Genomic DNA, 15,164 nt, shown 5'->3' with positions numbered 1-15,164 from the left:
GCTCCTAGCGCTTATCCAATAAGCGCTAGCAGCCAAAATCTCTTAAAAATCACCGGGGCCACAGCGCCCACAGCCGCAGGTTCTGCTTCAGGCGCCCGGCAATGTCCCCGGCCTCCGGGCCCCAGCCCGTGAAGAAGTCGGCCCGCACCGCGCCCAGGATCGCGCTGCCGGTGTCCTGCGCCATCACCATGCGGTTGAGCTGCACCTGTGGGCCGCTGGAGGCCAGCCACACCGGCGTGCCGTACGGGATGCTCTGGCGGTCCACGGCGATGGAGCGGCCGGGCGTGAGCGGTACGCCCTGCGCGCCGCGCGGGCCGAAGCCGGCGTCCAGGGGGTTGAGCGGCTCCTCGCGGAAGAACACGTAGCGCGGGTTGGTCCACATCAGCTCGTTGGTGCGCTGCGGGTTGGCCGCCAGCCAGGCGCGGATGCCGGGCCAGGTCGCGTCGCGCGTGTAGCCCTGGTCCAGCAGCCAGCGGCCGATGCTCTGGTAGGGCTGGTCGTTGGTGCCCGCGTAGGCCACGCGCACCAGCGACACCGACCCGTCGGCCTCGGCGATGCGCAGGCGGCCCGAGCCCTGGATGTGCAGCACCATCGATTCGACCGGGTCGCGCAGCCAGGCGATGGCCCGGCCTGCCAACGCGGCCTGCGCCTCGGGCAGCGATTCGATCTGCTGGCGCGTGTACCAGGGCTTGCGGGCGCCGAGGCTGGTCGGTACGCGGTAGATGGGCACGGTAAAACCATTGCCGGGCTGGCGGGTGGCCTCCATCATCGGCTCGTAGTAGGCCGTGAGCAGGCCTTCGGCATTGCCGTCGGTCGCCTCGACGCGGTAGGGCTGCAGCCGGGCGATGAGCCAGGCGCGTTGCTCGTCGGCGGTGGCGATGCTCAGCTGGCGCACTTCGCTGCACAGCGCGGTGAAAGGGGGTTGGGGACGTTCGCAGCTTTTGATCCAGGCGTTCCAGGCCTCGTGCAGCGCGTCTTCGGTAAAGCCTGGCAGCTCGGCCCAGCGCACGGGCACCCAGCGGCTCTTGGGCTGGGCCATCGGCGGAGGCAGCGGGCCGGTGTCGCCCGGCAGCACCACTGCGCCGGGCGGCAACGACGGAAAGGGCGCCGGGATGGCCGGGGTGCGGGAGGGGCTTGCGGGCGGAGGGCTGGAGCAGGCCACCAGCGTTCCTACAATCAGCGCCGTCGATACAAGGCGCAGGAGTGTCAATTTCATGGGGCTGATTTTGCTTGAAGCGCTGCTCGCGCTGGTGCTGCTGGTGGCGATTGTCTGGTGGACGATGTTTTCCGGTCGCAAGGGTGGTGAACTGCAACCGCCCCCGAAGGATTCCCCGTCGGCGGCGTCGCCCCCCGTTCCTCCTCCTCCACCGCCCCCGGCGCAATGACTAGGCGCGCGTGTGGGGCGTGGGCCCCAGGCGGCTTCGTCCTACAGCCAGGGTGCCGCTGTGCCGATGGTGCCCCAGCCTGGCTGCGGCCACGATGGCGTTGAGCTGGGCGCACCCGAGGCCGGGGCCAAGGACAGGCCACACGGCACGCGAACGGAACTCCCGAAGCGCCCAGCTCCATTGAATCTTTCAAGGAGCACCACCATGCGCAAACACATTCTTCTCGGCGCGACCGCCGTCCTCGTTCTGGCCACCGGCTGTGCCAACATGGACGACACCCAGCGCCGCACTGCCACAGGGGCCGGCGTGGGCGCGCTGGCTGGCGCCGTGATCGGCTCGGCCACCGGCGGTAATGCCGGTACCGGCGCCGTGGTGGGCGCGGGCGTGGGGGCCCTGGGCACCTACATCTGGTCGCAGAACATGGAGCGGCAAAAGCGCGAGATGGAGCGTGCGACCCAGGGCACCGGCATTGCCGTAACCCAGACCGCCGACAACCAACTCATGCTCAACATCCCGAGCGACATCTCGTTCGCCGTGGGCCGCTCGGACATCCAGCCCAACTTCGCGCCCGTGCTTGATCAGTTTGCCGCCGGGCTGCGCAACAACCCCAACACGGACGTGCGCATCGTGGGCCACACGGACAACACCGGCAGCGACGCCATCAACAACCCGCTGTCGGTGGACCGCGCAGCCAGCACGCGCAGCTACCTGGCTGCGCGGGGCGTGGATGGCCGCCGCATCGCCATCGATGGCATGGGCGAGCGTTACCCCATCGCCGCCAACGAGTCGGCTGATGGCCGGGCGCGCAATCGGCGTGTAGAGATCTTCGTCGGAGAACGCCCGAGGGGGTAAGCCTGGCGCCTGGAACGCGAAAGAGCGGTGAAACAGGCGGGGCGCAAGCCAGCGGAAAACGCGTAGGGGCTCCGGGGTTGTCTACTTCATTGTCCGGTGCGCAGCAGGTTGGCCAGCTCCACGGCCGACTTGACCTGCATCTTGTCGAACACGCGTGATCGGTGAACCTCCACCGTGCGCACGCTGATATCGAGCTGGTCCGCGATCAGCTTGTTGGGCAGGCCCGCCACCACCAGGTCCATCACATCGCGTTCTCGGTCCGTAAGGTCGCGCAGGCGCACCTGCAGGTCGCTGCGTTCGCGCAGTTGCGCCAGGCGCTCCGCCGATTGGGCCAGCGCTTGCTCGACACGGTCCACCAGGGCATTGTCGGAAAACGGCTTCTCGCAGAAATCGAACGCTCCCCGCTTGACCGTGTCCACGGCGGTGGGCACGTCCGCATGCCCGGTCAGGAAGATCACCGGCATGGTGGCCAGGTCGCCGCGCACCGCCAGCAGGTCAAACAGCGCCAGGCCACTCATGCCGGGCATGCGCACGTCCAGCAGCAGGCAGCAAGGCTGGCGCTGGGCAGGGCGGCCAGACAGCATAGCGTCAAAGGCCTCGGCACTCTCGAAGGATTCGCTGAGCAGCCTGCGCGAGCGCAGCAACCACGCCAGCGCTTCGCGCACGCTGGCGTCGTCGTCCACGATGTACACGGTGGCGTTGGATACGGGTTCCATCAGGGATCAGGTTTCAGGCGAAGGTTGGGAAACGGGCAGCGTGAAGGTAAATACCGTACCACGCGGCCCATGGGGCGCAAATCCGAGGAAACCACCGTGCTGCTCGATCACCGTGCGGCACATGCTCAGGCCCAGGCCCATGCCTTCCGGACGGGTGGTGAAGAACGGTGTGAAGAGCTTCGCGGCCACTTCGGGCGCAATGCCGGTCCCCAGGTCGGTCACGGCAAACTCGATCCAGCCGCTGTGCTGGTTCGACGCTGCACGCCGCACCCGGATGTCGAGCACACGTGTGGGGATGGTGGGGTCGTCCATCGCCTGCATGGCATTGCGCGCCAGGTTGAGCAGCACCTGTTCGACCATGGTGCGGTCGCACAACACGGGGGGCAACTGGGGTTCCACCGTGGTGTTCACGCGCACCCCCAGCTTGCGTGCCTGCAGGCTCACCAGCGGCAGGATGGCGTCAAGCAACTGCTGTGCGTACACGGCCTCGCGTGCCTGGTCGCGGCGGCGCACAAAGTCGTGCACGCTCTTGATCACCTTGCCAGCGCGTTCGGCTTGCCGCGCAATGTGTTGCATGGCCATGCGCACATCCTGCAACTGCTCTGCATGGGCGGCGGCGCCCGCGCCTTGGTCCTGTGGTGGGGGCGCCTCCAGCAGGTTGATGGAGCCCGTGGCGTAGCTGGAAATGGCGGCCAGGGGCTGATTGAGCTCGTGGCTCAGCAGCGAGGCCATTTCGCCCACGGTGGCCAGCCGGGCGGTGGCTTGCAGCCGCTCTTGCGACGCGCGCGACAGTTCTTCCACCCGCCGCTGCTCACTGATGTCGAGGAACGCGCTCATCCATCCCGTGTGCAGGCCCTGGGCGTTGATGAGCGGGGCCTCAATGATCAGCACCGGAAAGCGGGTGCCGTCCTTGCGCATGAATTCGGACTCGAAACCCTCGCGCGGCGGCATGGTGCCCGCGAAGCGGATGGCCTGGCGCTGGCGGTACTCCTCTACCCGTTCGGGTGGCCAGTAGGGCGCGGTGACGCTCTGGCCGAGCAACTCCTGCGCGCTGAACCCCACCATGGCGCAGAACGCCGGGTTGACATAGGTGATGCGACCTTCCAGATCGCGTGCGCGCAGGCCCGTGACCAGCGAGTCTTCCATGGCCTTGCGGAACGCCAGCGCGTCCGCCAGGTCGCGCTCGGCGCGCAGGCGCCTGCGGTTGTCGCGCACCAGCACCACCATCACGGTGACCAGCGCAATCGACATGGCGGTGACCAGCGCGGTCAATACATTGGGGAACAGGCTGGGCGCGCTGTGCCAGGTATCCATGCGCAGCACCAGTGTGCTGCCGGGCAGATCCAGCAGGTGCGTGGCCGTGAACATGCGCGAGCCCCGGCGCGCGGCGCCCAGCACGGCCAGCCGGGTGCCGTCGGCCTCGGTGAAGGAGGCTTCCTGGCTGCGCGTGAGGTTGTGCGCCACCAGGTTGATCAACACGTCCTGCAGCGAATACGTGACCACCAGGAACCCGGTGCTGCGCCCCCCCGAGGTGAGGGGCAGGCACAGCTCCATCATTTCCGAGCCCAGCCCGTCGCCATGGGGTTGGAAGTAGCTGCTCGAATAGGCCGGGCTGCTCAGGCGGCGCGCATTGGCACAGGCGATGGCGGCATCGGACTGATTGCCCTCGCGCAGCCGGGCGTCCCACGCCACGGGGCGGTAGGGCGACTGGGCGTGGGTGCGCACCCGCAGGTTGGCATCGCGCCACTCGATGCGCACCAGTTCGCGCCGGCTGCGCAGCAATTCGGCGGCATCGACCTCCCACGCCAGCTGGCCTGGGTCGCCCGCGTGCAGTGCCTGCAGGCTTTGCAGGTTGCGCGTGAGCGCCACGCGGATGTCGGACACCGCGTCGGCTGTGTCACGCTCGAGCCGCGACTGCACCTGGCTGGCCTCATAGCGCCCCGCAAGCCACACCATAGTGGCGAGCATGGAGATCACCAGGGCTACCAGCAGGGTCCACAGCGACCAGCGCCGCCAGGCGCCCCGCCAGCGCCTGGCAAGGATGTTCAGACTGACCTTCATCCCTTCCATCCCCCGCGTGCTGCGCGAGAGAAGGGGGAAGCGGCGGAGCCGCTCAGGGGGTTGTGCTTCATTTCACAGGACGCGGTGCGACAAGGCAGGCAATTGCAGGCGCAGGTCGCGCAGGCGCTGCGGGTCCACCACACCCGACACTACGCCCGCGAGCTGGTCCTGCTGCGCGAGCACCATGCCCCAGGGGTCCACCAGCATGCTGTGGCCCCAGGTGTGCCGACCGTTCTCGTGCACGCCGCCCTGGGCTGGCGCCAGCACGTAGGCCAGGTTCTCCACGGCACGGGCGCGCAACAGCACCTCCCAGTGCGCCTGGCCGGTGGTGTGGGTGAACGCGCTGGGTACGAGCAGCAGGTCTGCACCGGCACTGGCGTGGGCGCGGTACAGCTCGGGAAAACGCAGGTCGTAGCACACCGAGAGGCCCACGCGCCAGCGGTGGCCGTCGCGCGACGGCAGCTCGAACTGCACGGGCGTGTTGCCCGCTTCGATGACCCGGCCTTCGTGGAACTGCTCGCGCCCGTTGTCGAAGTAGAAGAGGTGGATCTTGTCGTAGCGTGCCACGCAGTCACCGCTGGGGTTGAACACCAGTGTGGTGTTGCGCACGCGCTCGGGTGTGGTGGCCAACAAGGGCAAGGTGCCACCCACGATCCACATCTGCAGCTCGCGCGCTGCACTGGCCAGAAAGTGCTGAATGCGGCCTTCGCCCGGGGCTTCGCGCAGGGCGAGCTTGTCGGTGTCCTTGTGGCCCATCACGCAGAAGTATTCGGGCAGAACCGCCAGCTCGGCCCCTTCGCTGGCCGCCTGCTCCAGCAGGGCGCGTGCGGCGCGCAGGTTGTCGTCAAGCCGGGTGCACGACACCATCTGGATCGCGGCGACTTTCATCATGAGGGTTCTCCGGTTCGGGGAGTGCTGGGGCGTGCTGGGGTGCCGGTGGCGGGGGTTGCCTCGCGGTTGCGGCGCGCCACGCGCACCACGCGCGGGTCTGCCCAGGTGCCATCGACGCGGAATTCCTGCGTGGCCGCCTCGATCAGCGGGCCGCGCAGGAACACCTGGGCCAGGAAGCTGCCCAGTCCAATGACCGGGTTGATGGCCGTGGCCACCAGGGACGCGGTCATCGCGTTGATCTCGGGCACCACCACCACGCGCAGGTCCTGGGTTTCGTGGTCGATGTTGGCGCTGCCCTCCATCAGCACAGCGGCATTGACGCCCTTCATCTGCAGGTTGTTCGTGGTGGCCACGCCCTGCTCGATGCGCACGTCGCCGCGCACGAAGTCGAAGGCGAAGCCCTCGCTGAACACGTCGCGGAAGTCGAGCGTCAGGCGGCGCGGCAGCGATTGCAGGCTCAGCACGCCCAGCAGCTTGGCCAGGCCCGGGTCGGCCTTGAGAAACTGGCCCGACTCGATGTTCAGGTTGATCTGACCGGTCATGGTCCGGTAATCGGGGCTGAACGGAGCACCGATCCAGGCCACCTGCCCTTCCATGCGGCCCTTGCCACGCCGGACCACATTGGCCATGCCCATGCGGCCCAGCAGATCGCCCGAGTCGCGGATGTCCAGCTTGAAGTTGAGCACGGTACGCCGGTCGGGTGTGCGGGGACCCACCCCCGCGGTGTTCAGCACTGCCCAGTTGCCGTTGGCCGTGAAGTTCGCTTCGGGCGCCGTGATGTTGAACTTGGAGAGGCGCCATTCGCGCTGTGCGCCTTCGCCACCCCGGTTCTGGGCCTCCATCTCCACACGCCCGAGGCGCTTGCCGCGCAATTCAAAGTCGTCCACGACGATGTCCAGCGCGGGCAGGGCGCCGGGCTGTTCGTCCAGCAGCGCCTCGACCTGATTCACATCGCTCTGGGGCATGTTCACGCGCGAGAGCCTTGCAAACAGGCGCCCATTGGGGTGGTCGGCGCCACCTGGCTGGCGGTATTCCAGGTAGCCATTGAGTTCCGTGGCGTCGAGGTTGGCGCGCCAGGTGGCGCCTTCACGCAGCGCGCCGGCCACGATGTTGTGGAGGGTGCGGCCCTGCAGGGTGAGTTCGCGGGCGCGCAAGGCCAGCGTGGTCGGCAGGTAATCCTGTGCCACGCTGTGGGTTCCCGGCGATGCCGGCGCCGTGGCGGGGCGTGCTACGGGCTCGCTGCCCGTCGCTTGCGTCAGCACATCTTCCCAGGCATCCACATCCAGCTTGCCTTGGCTGATGTTGGCTGCCACCCCCTGTGCGGGCACCGGGGCCGATTCACCGCCCGAGAGACCGATGCCGATGGCGCCGCGCAGCACGCGGGCCTGGGGCCCGCTCAGGTCCCGCAGGTAGGTGGCTGAGCCCAGCGCTCCCAGGTCCAGCGTGATCTGATCGCGCAGTGGCGGGGCTTCCCCGCCGTTTCCTGTGTGTGTGAGGCCGACCAGCGATTCGCGGGCCACCTGGGTTTCAAAACGCAGGGGCAGGCTGCTCTCGGCCGTCTTGCCCAGCGGAGCCGGCAGCGCCAGCGCCAGCCCCTGCAGGCTGGTGGTGACTTGTATTTCCGGCACCCCACGGCGAAAAGCGAGCGCCATGGAATACGCGGTGCTGCCCGTGGCGCGGCGCGCCAGCTGCGAGAGCATGCCCAGCTGCGTTGCCTGCTGCAGCCCCTCGGCCGTGGCGGTGCCCTGTGCGCGAAGCTGCACGGCCGATTCCGTGGCCGGAGCATTGGCTGGCAGCGCACGCATCCCGCCCTCCAGTCGCACCGGCCCTCCCAGCGCCTGGGCTTGCATGGCGTTGAGTGAAAAACCGGCTTCGGTGAACTGCACCACACCCCGCACCCGGCTCAGCGTAGGGGTGTCGGGCGTGATGCGCAGTTCGTTGCCCGCCAGCGTGACACTGCCCTGGACCTTGGACTTGTTGATATCGCTGATGGGCAGGGCCAGGCGCAGCTGAAAATCCGCGTTGCCGTTGCCGGTGGCCTGCTCCAGCGCGTTGCCTGTCATCCGGCCCAGTGGCGATGTGTTCATGAGCGTGAGCAGTTCGGTCAGCGGCCCCCGGGCATCGGCACTGACACCCACCACGGTGTGGGCGAGGTCCGGAATCTTGGCATCTACCTTTGACAGGCGCAGGCCTGGGCGTCCCGCAAAGCCGCCGCTGGCACCCCGGACCTGCATGGAGGAGCGCTCGAAGATCAGCTCGCCCGCAAGCTCGGTCAGCGCTGGCCACGGCAATGTGTTGGCCGGCTGCAACTGCGTGGGCACATAGGCGTAGGTGACATCCTTCACGCGGGCTGCAATGCGGAATTCACCCAGCTTCGGGTCGTTGAACGGCAGGTGGTGCAGATCCCCCTTGACCCGGAACTGGACGTTGCTCGCGCTGCCCGCCACCACGGCGTCGCGCACGTAATGGCGCGACTCGGCAGGGATGGACAGGGGCAGGTAGCGGTGCACGCGCGTCCCGTCCGCCCGGTTCAGCGTGCCCGTGAGGTCCAGCACTCCCGGAAAGCGCGAGCGGTGCGCCACCTTGCCCGCATCGCTGGTATGCCAGGTGGCCCGGGCTTCGCCCTGGGCATCGGCATTGGCGAACTGCACGTCGTTGGCCTGCACGGCGATGCGGTCGCCATCGAGTTGCCAGCGCACGTCGGCGCTGAGCCGGTCCAGCGGCAGCACAGGATCTTCGAACACGCCGGGCAGTACCAGGGCGCCGGAGACAATGGTCAGTGCCGCCTTGCCACCCGCCTGCGTCATGTCGATGTCCACCGTGGCACCGCGCAGGCCCAGTTGGGTGGAGGCGCTGCCCGGCGCGTCCCCCGCCAGGGCCAAGCCCCGGATGCGTCCGCGCACCTGGTATTGCTGCAGGTTTTCGAGCGGTCCTTTCCAGGTCGCCTGGATCTCGTCCACGAGCCCATGGGGTGAATAGGTGCGCACGGCTTCGTGTGCCGTCGCACCCAGGGGCAGGCGGCTGGCGACCTGGGCCAGGGTGGCCAGGTCCAGGCGGTCGGCGCGGAATTCGCCTTGGGCGGGTGCCTTGCCGGCCGCCGCCGTGTGCACAAGCCGTACGTTGCCGCCTGGCCAGGTGATCCCGTCGTCGGTCTTGAATTGCAGCGCCTGGGTCGAGAATTCAAACCCCCCGTTCAGCCGGCGCCCACCCAGCCGCCCCTGGATGGACGGCAGCACCAGCGCCTGCAGATCCGCGCCCAGCGTGGCATTGACATCGGCGAGCGCCAGGTCGGCCGTGCCGCCCACGATCTGTCCGCGCTGCACATCGGCCCAGGCGCGCAATGCGCCCCGGCCCTGGGCGATCTCCATGCCCACATCGGCGTGGTGGCGAAGCCGGGAGACGTCCACCCGGGAAAAGTCGGCGAAGACCTGCCCGTTCCAGCGCTTCCAGTTGCCATCGCGTGCGCGCAGCAGGGGCGCGCGGAACAGCCCGACCACCGTGAAGCGGTCTCCCCAAGCCGCAGGCGGCGTGGCATCCAGGCGCATGTGATGGTGCCAGTTGCCGTTGCGCAGGAGAAGGTCCACCTTCTCCAGCGCAAGCTCCGGGGCGCCCCGCTGCTCGTCGGTCCAGCGCACCGTGCCGCCCCGGATGAAGACCTCGCCCTGGGAAAACAGCCAGTCGGCTGCGGCGTTGTCTTCGCCCTGCTGTTGGGAAAAATCCAGTCCCGCCACCTGGATGCGGCCGTCTGCAGTGCGGCGTACATCCAGCTCAGGCTCTTCGATGTAGAGCTGTTCGAAACCGCCCTTGAGCAGTGAGCGCGGCGACAACGCCACCACCACCCGAGGAAGGCGCAGCGCAGAGCGGCCAGCAGCGTCCAGCAGGGTGACATCGGAGAGTTCGATAGAAGGGATCAGGCCTTCGGTGTGTGCCGCGATGGCGCCAATCTGGACCGGAACCCCCAGAGCCCGTGCGGCATGCGCCTCCAGCTGCGGGCGGAAATCACCGATTCGCGGCACAATCCAGCCATGAAGGGCCCCCCACGCGATGGTCAGCAGCAGCCAGAATGCCAGCAGCAAACCCAGCGACCACCGCGCGAGACCTGCCACAATTTTCAGCAGGCGGGTGGGGTGCGTGGTGGGATCGATCATGTTGGGATTGAATGTGGCAGGAATTATGACCCGCAGGCTTAGCGCGGGTTCACTACAAACCAGTGTCCTTATGTATGTGGCCCCTTGCCATGTCTGCCATGTCTTCGTCCCCCGTTGATCCCCGTTGTCACCAGCCCCGGCCCGAGGGCCCGCTGGCGGAGCATTCGCGTTTCTACCAGCGCCTGCACCGCCGCTATGCCGGCGATCTGGCCCTGTTGCCGCCCGGGGCTCCCGTGATGGCCACCATGGAACAGGCCTATGACGCGCTGCGCACGCGCGGTTGCGACACGGGTACGGCCTTGCGTGTGCTGCGCCAGCTTGTCATGGAACGGCTCATCCAGATGGACTGCGACGCGCAGGCGCCGCTCGCCGACATCACCCGCGCCGTCACCGAACTGGCCGAGCTGGCGCTGGACCGCGCCAGCCGCCAGGCGCGGCAGGAGCTGGACGAACGCCACGGCGCGCCGCGCGGGCCCGATGGCCAGCCCGTGCAGCTGTGGATCATTGGCATGGGCAAGCTGGGCGCGCGTGAGCTCAATGTCTCCAGCGACATCGATTTGATCTACGTGTATGAACACGATGGCGAGACTGTCGGCACAGCCGATGGCCGCGGTCGCATTTCCAACCACGAATACTTCGCGCGGGCGGTCAAATCCATTTACAGCCTGGTGGGGGACACCACCGAGCACGGATTTGTGTTCCGTGTGGACCTGGCGCTGCGCCCCAATGGCAACTCTGGCCCGCCTTCCGTCTCGTTGTCGGCGCTGGAGGAATACCTGCAGTTGCATGGCCGCGAGTGGGAACGTTTTGCCTGGCTCAAGAGCCGGGTGGTGGCACCGCGTGATTGCATTGCCAGCCCCGAGGTGCAGGCACTGCGGGGCGTCGTGCTGCCCTTTGTGTTCCGCCGCTACCTGGACTACAGCGTGTTTGATGCGCTGCGTTCCCTGCACCGCCAGATCCGGGACCATGCCGCCAAGCGCAGCGCGGGCCACCCCGAGCGCGCCAACGACGTCAAGCTATCGCGCGGCGGCATTCGCGAGATCGAATTCACGGTGCAGCTGCTGCAGGTGGTGCGGGGCGGTCAGTTCCCCGAGCTGCGTCGCCGGCCCACGCTGGACGCGCTCACGCGCCTGGCCCAGGCAGGCCTCATGCCGCAGGAAACGGCAGATGCCCTTGCGCGCGCCTATGTCTTTTTGCGCCGGGTGGAGCACCGCATCCAGTACCTGGACGACCAGCAGACCCACGTGCTCCCCACACGCGACGACGACCTCGCCTGGATCGCCTACACCCTGGGCTATCCCGACTGCTGCGCCTTTCTGCACGAGCTGGACGCGCACCGCGAATTGGTAGCCCAGGAATTTGACACGCTGCTGGGCGGCGCGGGCAAAAAGCAGTGCAATGGCGGAGGCTGTGGCGGCCCGCGCGCTGCGGCTGCCGCGCCCCCTGAATTCGACACCCTGCTGGAGCTGTTGCCCCCCGGATTCCGCGAACGCGTGGCCGAATGGCGCAACCACCCGCGCGTGGCGGGGCTGCGCGATGAAGCCCGCGCCCGCTTGTTCCGGTTGGTGCAACGCACCGCGCAGTGGCTCAAGGAAGGCCGCGTCACCGAAGAGGCCGCCCTGCGCCTGGCCAACTGGCTGGAGCCGCTGCTGCGCCGCGAGAGCTATCTGGCACTGCTGCTGGAGCGCCCCTCTGTGCATGAGCAATTGCTGCACCTGCTGGGTGCGGCCAAATGGCCCGCCCGCTACCTGCTGCAGCACCCCGGTGTCATCGATGAACTGGTGGGAGATTCGCTGCTCGCCGAGCGCTTTGTGGTGGCGGACTTTGAGCGCGAATTGGCCGTGCGGCTCGCGTCGCTGCAGTCCACGGGCGAGGACGATGACGAAACCTTGCTCAACCTGCTGCGCCGCGCCCAGCACGCGGAAACCTTCCGCACCCTCGCGCGCGACGTGGAGCGGCGCATCACCGTCGAGCAGGTGGCGGATGACCTGTCCGCCCTGGCCGACAGCGTGCTGCGCATCACGGCCCAGTGGTGCTGGAGCCGGCTCAAGACGCGCCACCGCGAGAGTCCGCAGTTCGCCATCATTGGCTACGGCAAGCTGGGCGGCAAGGAGCTGGGCTACGGCAGCGACCTGGACATCGTCTTTGTGTTCGACGACGACGATGAGCGCGCCCCCGAGGTCTACGCCGCTTTTGTGCGCAAGCTCATCAACTGGCTCACCGTGAAGACGGGCGAGGGCGACCTGTACGAAATCGACACTGCGCTGCGGCCCAATGGCAGTTCGGGCCTGCTGGTCACGAGCTTTGAGGCCTACGCCAACTACCAGCAGCGCCGGGGCAGCAACACGGCCTGGACCTGGGAACACCAGGCCATGACACGCGCGCGTTTCGTGATGGGCAGCGAAGCCTTGCAGGCGCGCTTTGATGCCGTGCGCGAGGCCGTGATCACCTCTGAGCGCGATCCGGCCGCCCTGCGCGAGGAGATCGTGGCCATGCGTGAGCGTGTGCGCGCAGCGCACCCTACGCGCGCCGGGCAGTTCGATGTGAAACACAGCCCGGGCGGCATGGTGGATGCGGAGTTTGCCGTGCAATACCTGGTGCTCTCGGAGTCAGCGAACCACCCGGAGCTGGTGGGCAATGTGGGCAACATCGCGCTGCTGCAGCGTGCCGAGCAGGTGGGGCTGTTGCCACAGGGTGTGGGCGTAGCCGCTGCGGATGCCTACCGCGAGCTGCGGCGCGTGCAGCACGTGGCGCGCCTGGACGAGGCGCCCACCCAGGTCACGCCCCCGGCCCTGCAGGCCGAGCGCGATGCGGTGCTGGCCTTGTGGAGGTCCGTATTCGTTTGATCTGCATCCGGGCGTGACGTTTCGTTGCATTTTTGCGGGCTGATTTTTCGGCATTGCTTCGCTAATTCAAACAACTGTTTGAATTCTGGTGTTTAATCCGGTGCCATGAGTTTTGGCGCCCATTTCATTCCCGCAGCCCAGCGCACCGCCCGCAGTGATGGCGAGGATACGCGTGTGCGTTTGCTGCACGCCGCACTGCAGCTGTTTTCCGAGCGGGGCTTTGCGCAGACCTCGGTGCGTGCCATTGCGGAAGCGGCAGGCACCAACGTGGCGGCGATCGCCTACCACTTTGGCGACAAGGCACGCCTCTACACGGCCACGTTCTACGAGCCTTTTGGCAGCGGCAGCGATCTCATCCCGGTGTTTGCTGACCCTGCGCTGACCCTGCAGCAGGCGCTGGCCTCCTACTTCGGTGGGTTTCTGGAGCCGCTCAAGCACGATGACCTCGTGACCCAGTCGCTGCGCCTGCATGTGCGCGAGCTGCTGGACCCGACCCATGTGTGGCCCGAGCTCATTGAGCGCGAGTGCCGGGCCCCCCATCTGGCGCTGGTCCAGGTGCTGTGCCGCCACATGGGCGTGGCCGCAGCGGACGACGACATGCACCGCCTCGCCTTCTCACTGGCCGGGCTGGTCATGCAGATGTGGACCCAGCGCGACCCGCTGCAAGTTATTGCACCGCAGCTGGCGGGGTCTGGGGCTGTGGATGCGTGGGTGGACCGACTGACGGGTTACGCCCTGAGCATGGTGCAGGGTGAGATCGCCCGGCGGCAGGCTGCACAACAGCCCTCGCGCCGCACTTCACGGAATTCGCACAAGGAATCCAACGCATGACTTTGAGCAAGACCCGATTCTTCTGGGCCGCCTGCCTGCCCCTGGCCCTGGGCGCCTGTGCCGTCACGGCGCCCCCCGCCCAGGTGCCCACAACGCCGCCTGTGGCGTGGCAGGCGCCCTTGCCGCACCAGGGTTCGCTGGGGGATCTGACCCGGTGGTGGACGCAGCTGGGCGATCCACTGCTCGTCGAGCTCATCGATGCCGCGCAAGCCATCAGCCCCGGCGTGGCGCAGGCCCAGTCCCGCATTGCGCAGGCGCGTGCCACGCAAGTGGCCAGCCGTGCCGCGCTGCTGCCGTCGCTCGATGCACAGGCCAGCGCCAGCCGGGGTTTCAACGAGCAGCTCGCGGGCATCGCCACCACTGCGCAGGCCGGGCTGCAAGCGAGCTGGGAGATCGACCTCTTCGGCGCCAACCGGGCCACCAAGACGGCGGCCGACCAGCGCCTGGCGGGCGCCCAGGCGCTGTGGCATGAGGCCCGCGTGAGCGTGGCCGCCGAGGTGGCGCAGCAGACGAGCAGCCTGCGCACCTGTCTGGCGCAGCTGCAGGTGGCCGAGCGCGATGCGCAGTCGCGCGGAGAAACCTCGCGGCTGTCCGACCTCAGCGAACGTGCCGGTTTCACGGCGCCCGCCACCGCCGCCCTGGCGCGCGCCAGCGCCGCCGAAGCGCAGGCGCGCGCATCGCAGCAGCGCATGCAATGCGATGTCGAAGTCAAGACCATGGTAGCGCTGACCGGGTGGGAAGAGCCTGCGTTGCGCGCACGCCTGTCCACACCGGCATCCGCCGCGCCCGACACCCTGTTCACCATTGCCGCCCTGCCTGCCCAAGTGCTGGCCCAGCGCCCCGATGTGTATAACGCCGAGCGCGAAGTCGCTGCAGCCAGCGCCGAAGTGGGCAGTGCACAGGCCCAGCGTTACCCACGCCTGTCGCTCAGCGGCTCGGTGGGCACGGCCTGGGTGCGCAGCGGTGGCGTGACGACCGACCTGAACACCTGGACCATCGGTCCGCTGGCGTTGAGTGTGCCGCTGTTCGACGGCGGCCGGCGCGGCGCGCAGGTGGATGCGGCCCAGGCGCGCTACGACGAGGCCGCTGCGCTCTACCGCGCCAAGGTGCGTCAGGCCGTGAGCGAGGTCGAGCAGGCGCTGGTGCGGCTGCAGAGCACGGCCGAACGCAATACCAGTGCGCGGGTGGCGGCGGCAGGCTACCGCACCTCGTTCGATGCCACGGAGGCGCGCTGGCGCGGCGGGCTGGCGAGCCTGGTGGAGCTGGAAGACGCCCGGCGCACGTCCCTGGCGGCCGAGAACGCGCTGATCGCGCTGCAGCACGAACGCCAGGCCGCCTGGGTTTCGCTGTACCGCGCTGCAGGCGGTGGCTGGAAAGAGTGAAACACCCCCTGAGTCGCTTCGCGCCTTCCCCCTCTCTCGACCCGCTGCGCGA

10 protein-coding genes are annotated in these 15,164 nt (G+C 68.1%); 5 read left to right on the top strand and 5 right to left on the bottom strand.

The features are described from left to right. Positions 1–49 precede the first annotated feature (49 nt). Entirely contained in the window at positions 50–1,282 is a 1,233-nt protein-coding gene (gene mltA, locus ARADN35_RS0118085) for a murein transglycosylase A (protein WP_081474680.1), read from the bottom strand. Between mltA and ARADN35_RS28295 the strand changes: the two genes are divergently transcribed. Next, complete coding sequence (locus ARADN35_RS28295) at positions 1,215–1,385, top strand: hypothetical protein (protein ID WP_167539798.1); 171 nt, start codon at positions 1,215–1,217, stop codon at positions 1,383–1,385. The two genes, mltA and ARADN35_RS28295, sit on opposite strands and share 68 nt — an antisense overlap. A 204-nt stretch (positions 1,386–1,589) precedes the next feature. Next, positions 1,590–2,237, top strand: coding sequence for a YiaD family glycine zipper/OmpA-like lipoprotein (locus tag ARADN35_RS0118080; protein WP_010464596.1), 648 nt, complete (start codon positions 1,590–1,592; stop codon positions 2,235–2,237). An 86-nt stretch (positions 2,238–2,323) separates the two neighbouring features. Here the strand turns inward: ARADN35_RS0118080 and ARADN35_RS0118075 are convergent, their stop codons facing one another. From ARADN35_RS0118075 to ARADN35_RS0118060, 4 genes are all read right to left on the bottom strand, one after another. Then, positions 2,324–2,953 (bottom strand): response regulator transcription factor, encoded by a 630-nt coding sequence (locus ARADN35_RS0118075; protein WP_010464595.1) that lies wholly within the window; start codon positions 2,951–2,953, stop codon positions 2,324–2,326. 6 nt (positions 2,954–2,959) lie between these two features. Further along, the gene (locus ARADN35_RS0118070; protein ID WP_010464594.1) at positions 2,960–5,014 is read right to left on the bottom strand and encodes a two-component system sensor histidine kinase NtrB; all 2,055 of its coding nucleotides are present in this window, start codon (positions 5,012–5,014) and stop codon (positions 2,960–2,962) included. A 72-nt stretch (positions 5,015–5,086) separates the two neighbouring features. Next, on the bottom strand, positions 5,087–5,902 hold the full coding sequence (locus tag ARADN35_RS0118065; RefSeq protein WP_010464593.1) for a carbon-nitrogen hydrolase family protein: 816 nt from the start codon (positions 5,900–5,902) through the stop codon (positions 5,087–5,089). Beyond that, positions 5,902–10,053: a YhdP family protein gene (locus tag ARADN35_RS0118060; protein WP_010464591.1), complete on the bottom strand. Its 4,152-nt coding sequence runs from the start codon at positions 10,051–10,053 to the stop codon at positions 5,902–5,904. Before ARADN35_RS0118060 ends, ARADN35_RS0118065 begins: the two co-directional genes overlap by 1 nt. A gap of 98 nt (positions 10,054–10,151) precedes the next feature. On the opposite strand from ARADN35_RS0118060, the gene glnE reads away from it, so the two are divergent. The 3 genes from glnE to ARADN35_RS0118045 all read left to right on the top strand — a co-directional run bounded on the left by glnE (position 10,152) and on the right by ARADN35_RS0118045 (position 15,112). Beyond that, positions 10,152–12,899, top strand: coding sequence for a bifunctional [glutamate--ammonia ligase]-adenylyl-L-tyrosine phosphorylase/[glutamate--ammonia-ligase] adenylyltransferase (glnE, locus tag ARADN35_RS0118055; RefSeq protein ID WP_029414155.1), 2,748 nt, complete (start codon positions 10,152–10,154; stop codon positions 12,897–12,899). Positions 12,900–13,004: 105 nt separating this feature from the next. Continuing rightward, the gene (locus ARADN35_RS0118050; RefSeq protein WP_010464587.1) at positions 13,005–13,730 is read left to right on the top strand and encodes a TetR/AcrR family transcriptional regulator; all 726 of its coding nucleotides are present in this window, start codon (positions 13,005–13,007) and stop codon (positions 13,728–13,730) included. Continuing rightward, positions 13,727–15,112, top strand: a complete 1,386-nt coding sequence (locus ARADN35_RS0118045) for an efflux transporter outer membrane subunit (RefSeq protein ID WP_010464586.1) — start codon at positions 13,727–13,729, stop codon at positions 15,110–15,112. Before ARADN35_RS0118050 ends, ARADN35_RS0118045 begins: the two co-directional genes overlap by 4 nt. Positions 15,113–15,164 lie beyond the last annotated feature (52 nt).

The organism is Acidovorax radicis N35, assembly GCF_000204195.1.
Lineage (GTDB): Bacteria > Pseudomonadota > Gammaproteobacteria > Burkholderiales > Burkholderiaceae_C > Acidovorax > Acidovorax radicis.
Note: the sequence above shows the minus strand (reverse complement) of the source record. Positions and strands in the feature narration are given on the sequence as shown.

Excerpts from the sequence above, each read along its gene's own strand:
- ARADN35_RS28295 (WP_167539798.1), top strand. The coding sequence starts at position 1,215 with ATGGGGCTGATTTTGCTTGAAGCGCTGCTCGCGCTGGTGCTGCTGGTG.
- ARADN35_RS0118080 (WP_010464596.1), top strand. The coding sequence starts at position 1,590 with ATGCGCAAACACATTCTTCTCGGCGCGACCGCCGTCCTCGTTCTGGCC.
- ARADN35_RS0118075 (WP_010464595.1), bottom strand. The coding sequence starts at position 2,953 with ATGGAACCCGTATCCAACGCCACCGTGTACATCGTGGACGACGACGCC.
- ARADN35_RS0118070 (WP_010464594.1), bottom strand. The coding sequence starts at position 5,014 with ATGAAGGTCAGTCTGAACATCCTTGCCAGGCGCTGGCGGGGCGCCTGG.
- ARADN35_RS0118065 (WP_010464593.1), bottom strand. The coding sequence starts at position 5,902 with ATGAAAGTCGCCGCGATCCAGATGGTGTCGTGCACCCGGCTTGACGAC.
- ARADN35_RS0118060 (WP_010464591.1), bottom strand. The coding sequence starts at position 10,053 with ATGATCGATCCCACCACGCACCCCACCCGCCTGCTGAAAATTGTGGCA.
- glnE (WP_029414155.1), top strand. The coding sequence starts at position 10,152 with ATGTCTTCGTCCCCCGTTGATCCCCGTTGTCACCAGCCCCGGCCCGAG.
- ARADN35_RS0118050 (WP_010464587.1), top strand. The coding sequence starts at position 13,005 with ATGAGTTTTGGCGCCCATTTCATTCCCGCAGCCCAGCGCACCGCCCGC.
- ARADN35_RS0118045 (WP_010464586.1), top strand. The coding sequence starts at position 13,727 with ATGACTTTGAGCAAGACCCGATTCTTCTGGGCCGCCTGCCTGCCCCTG.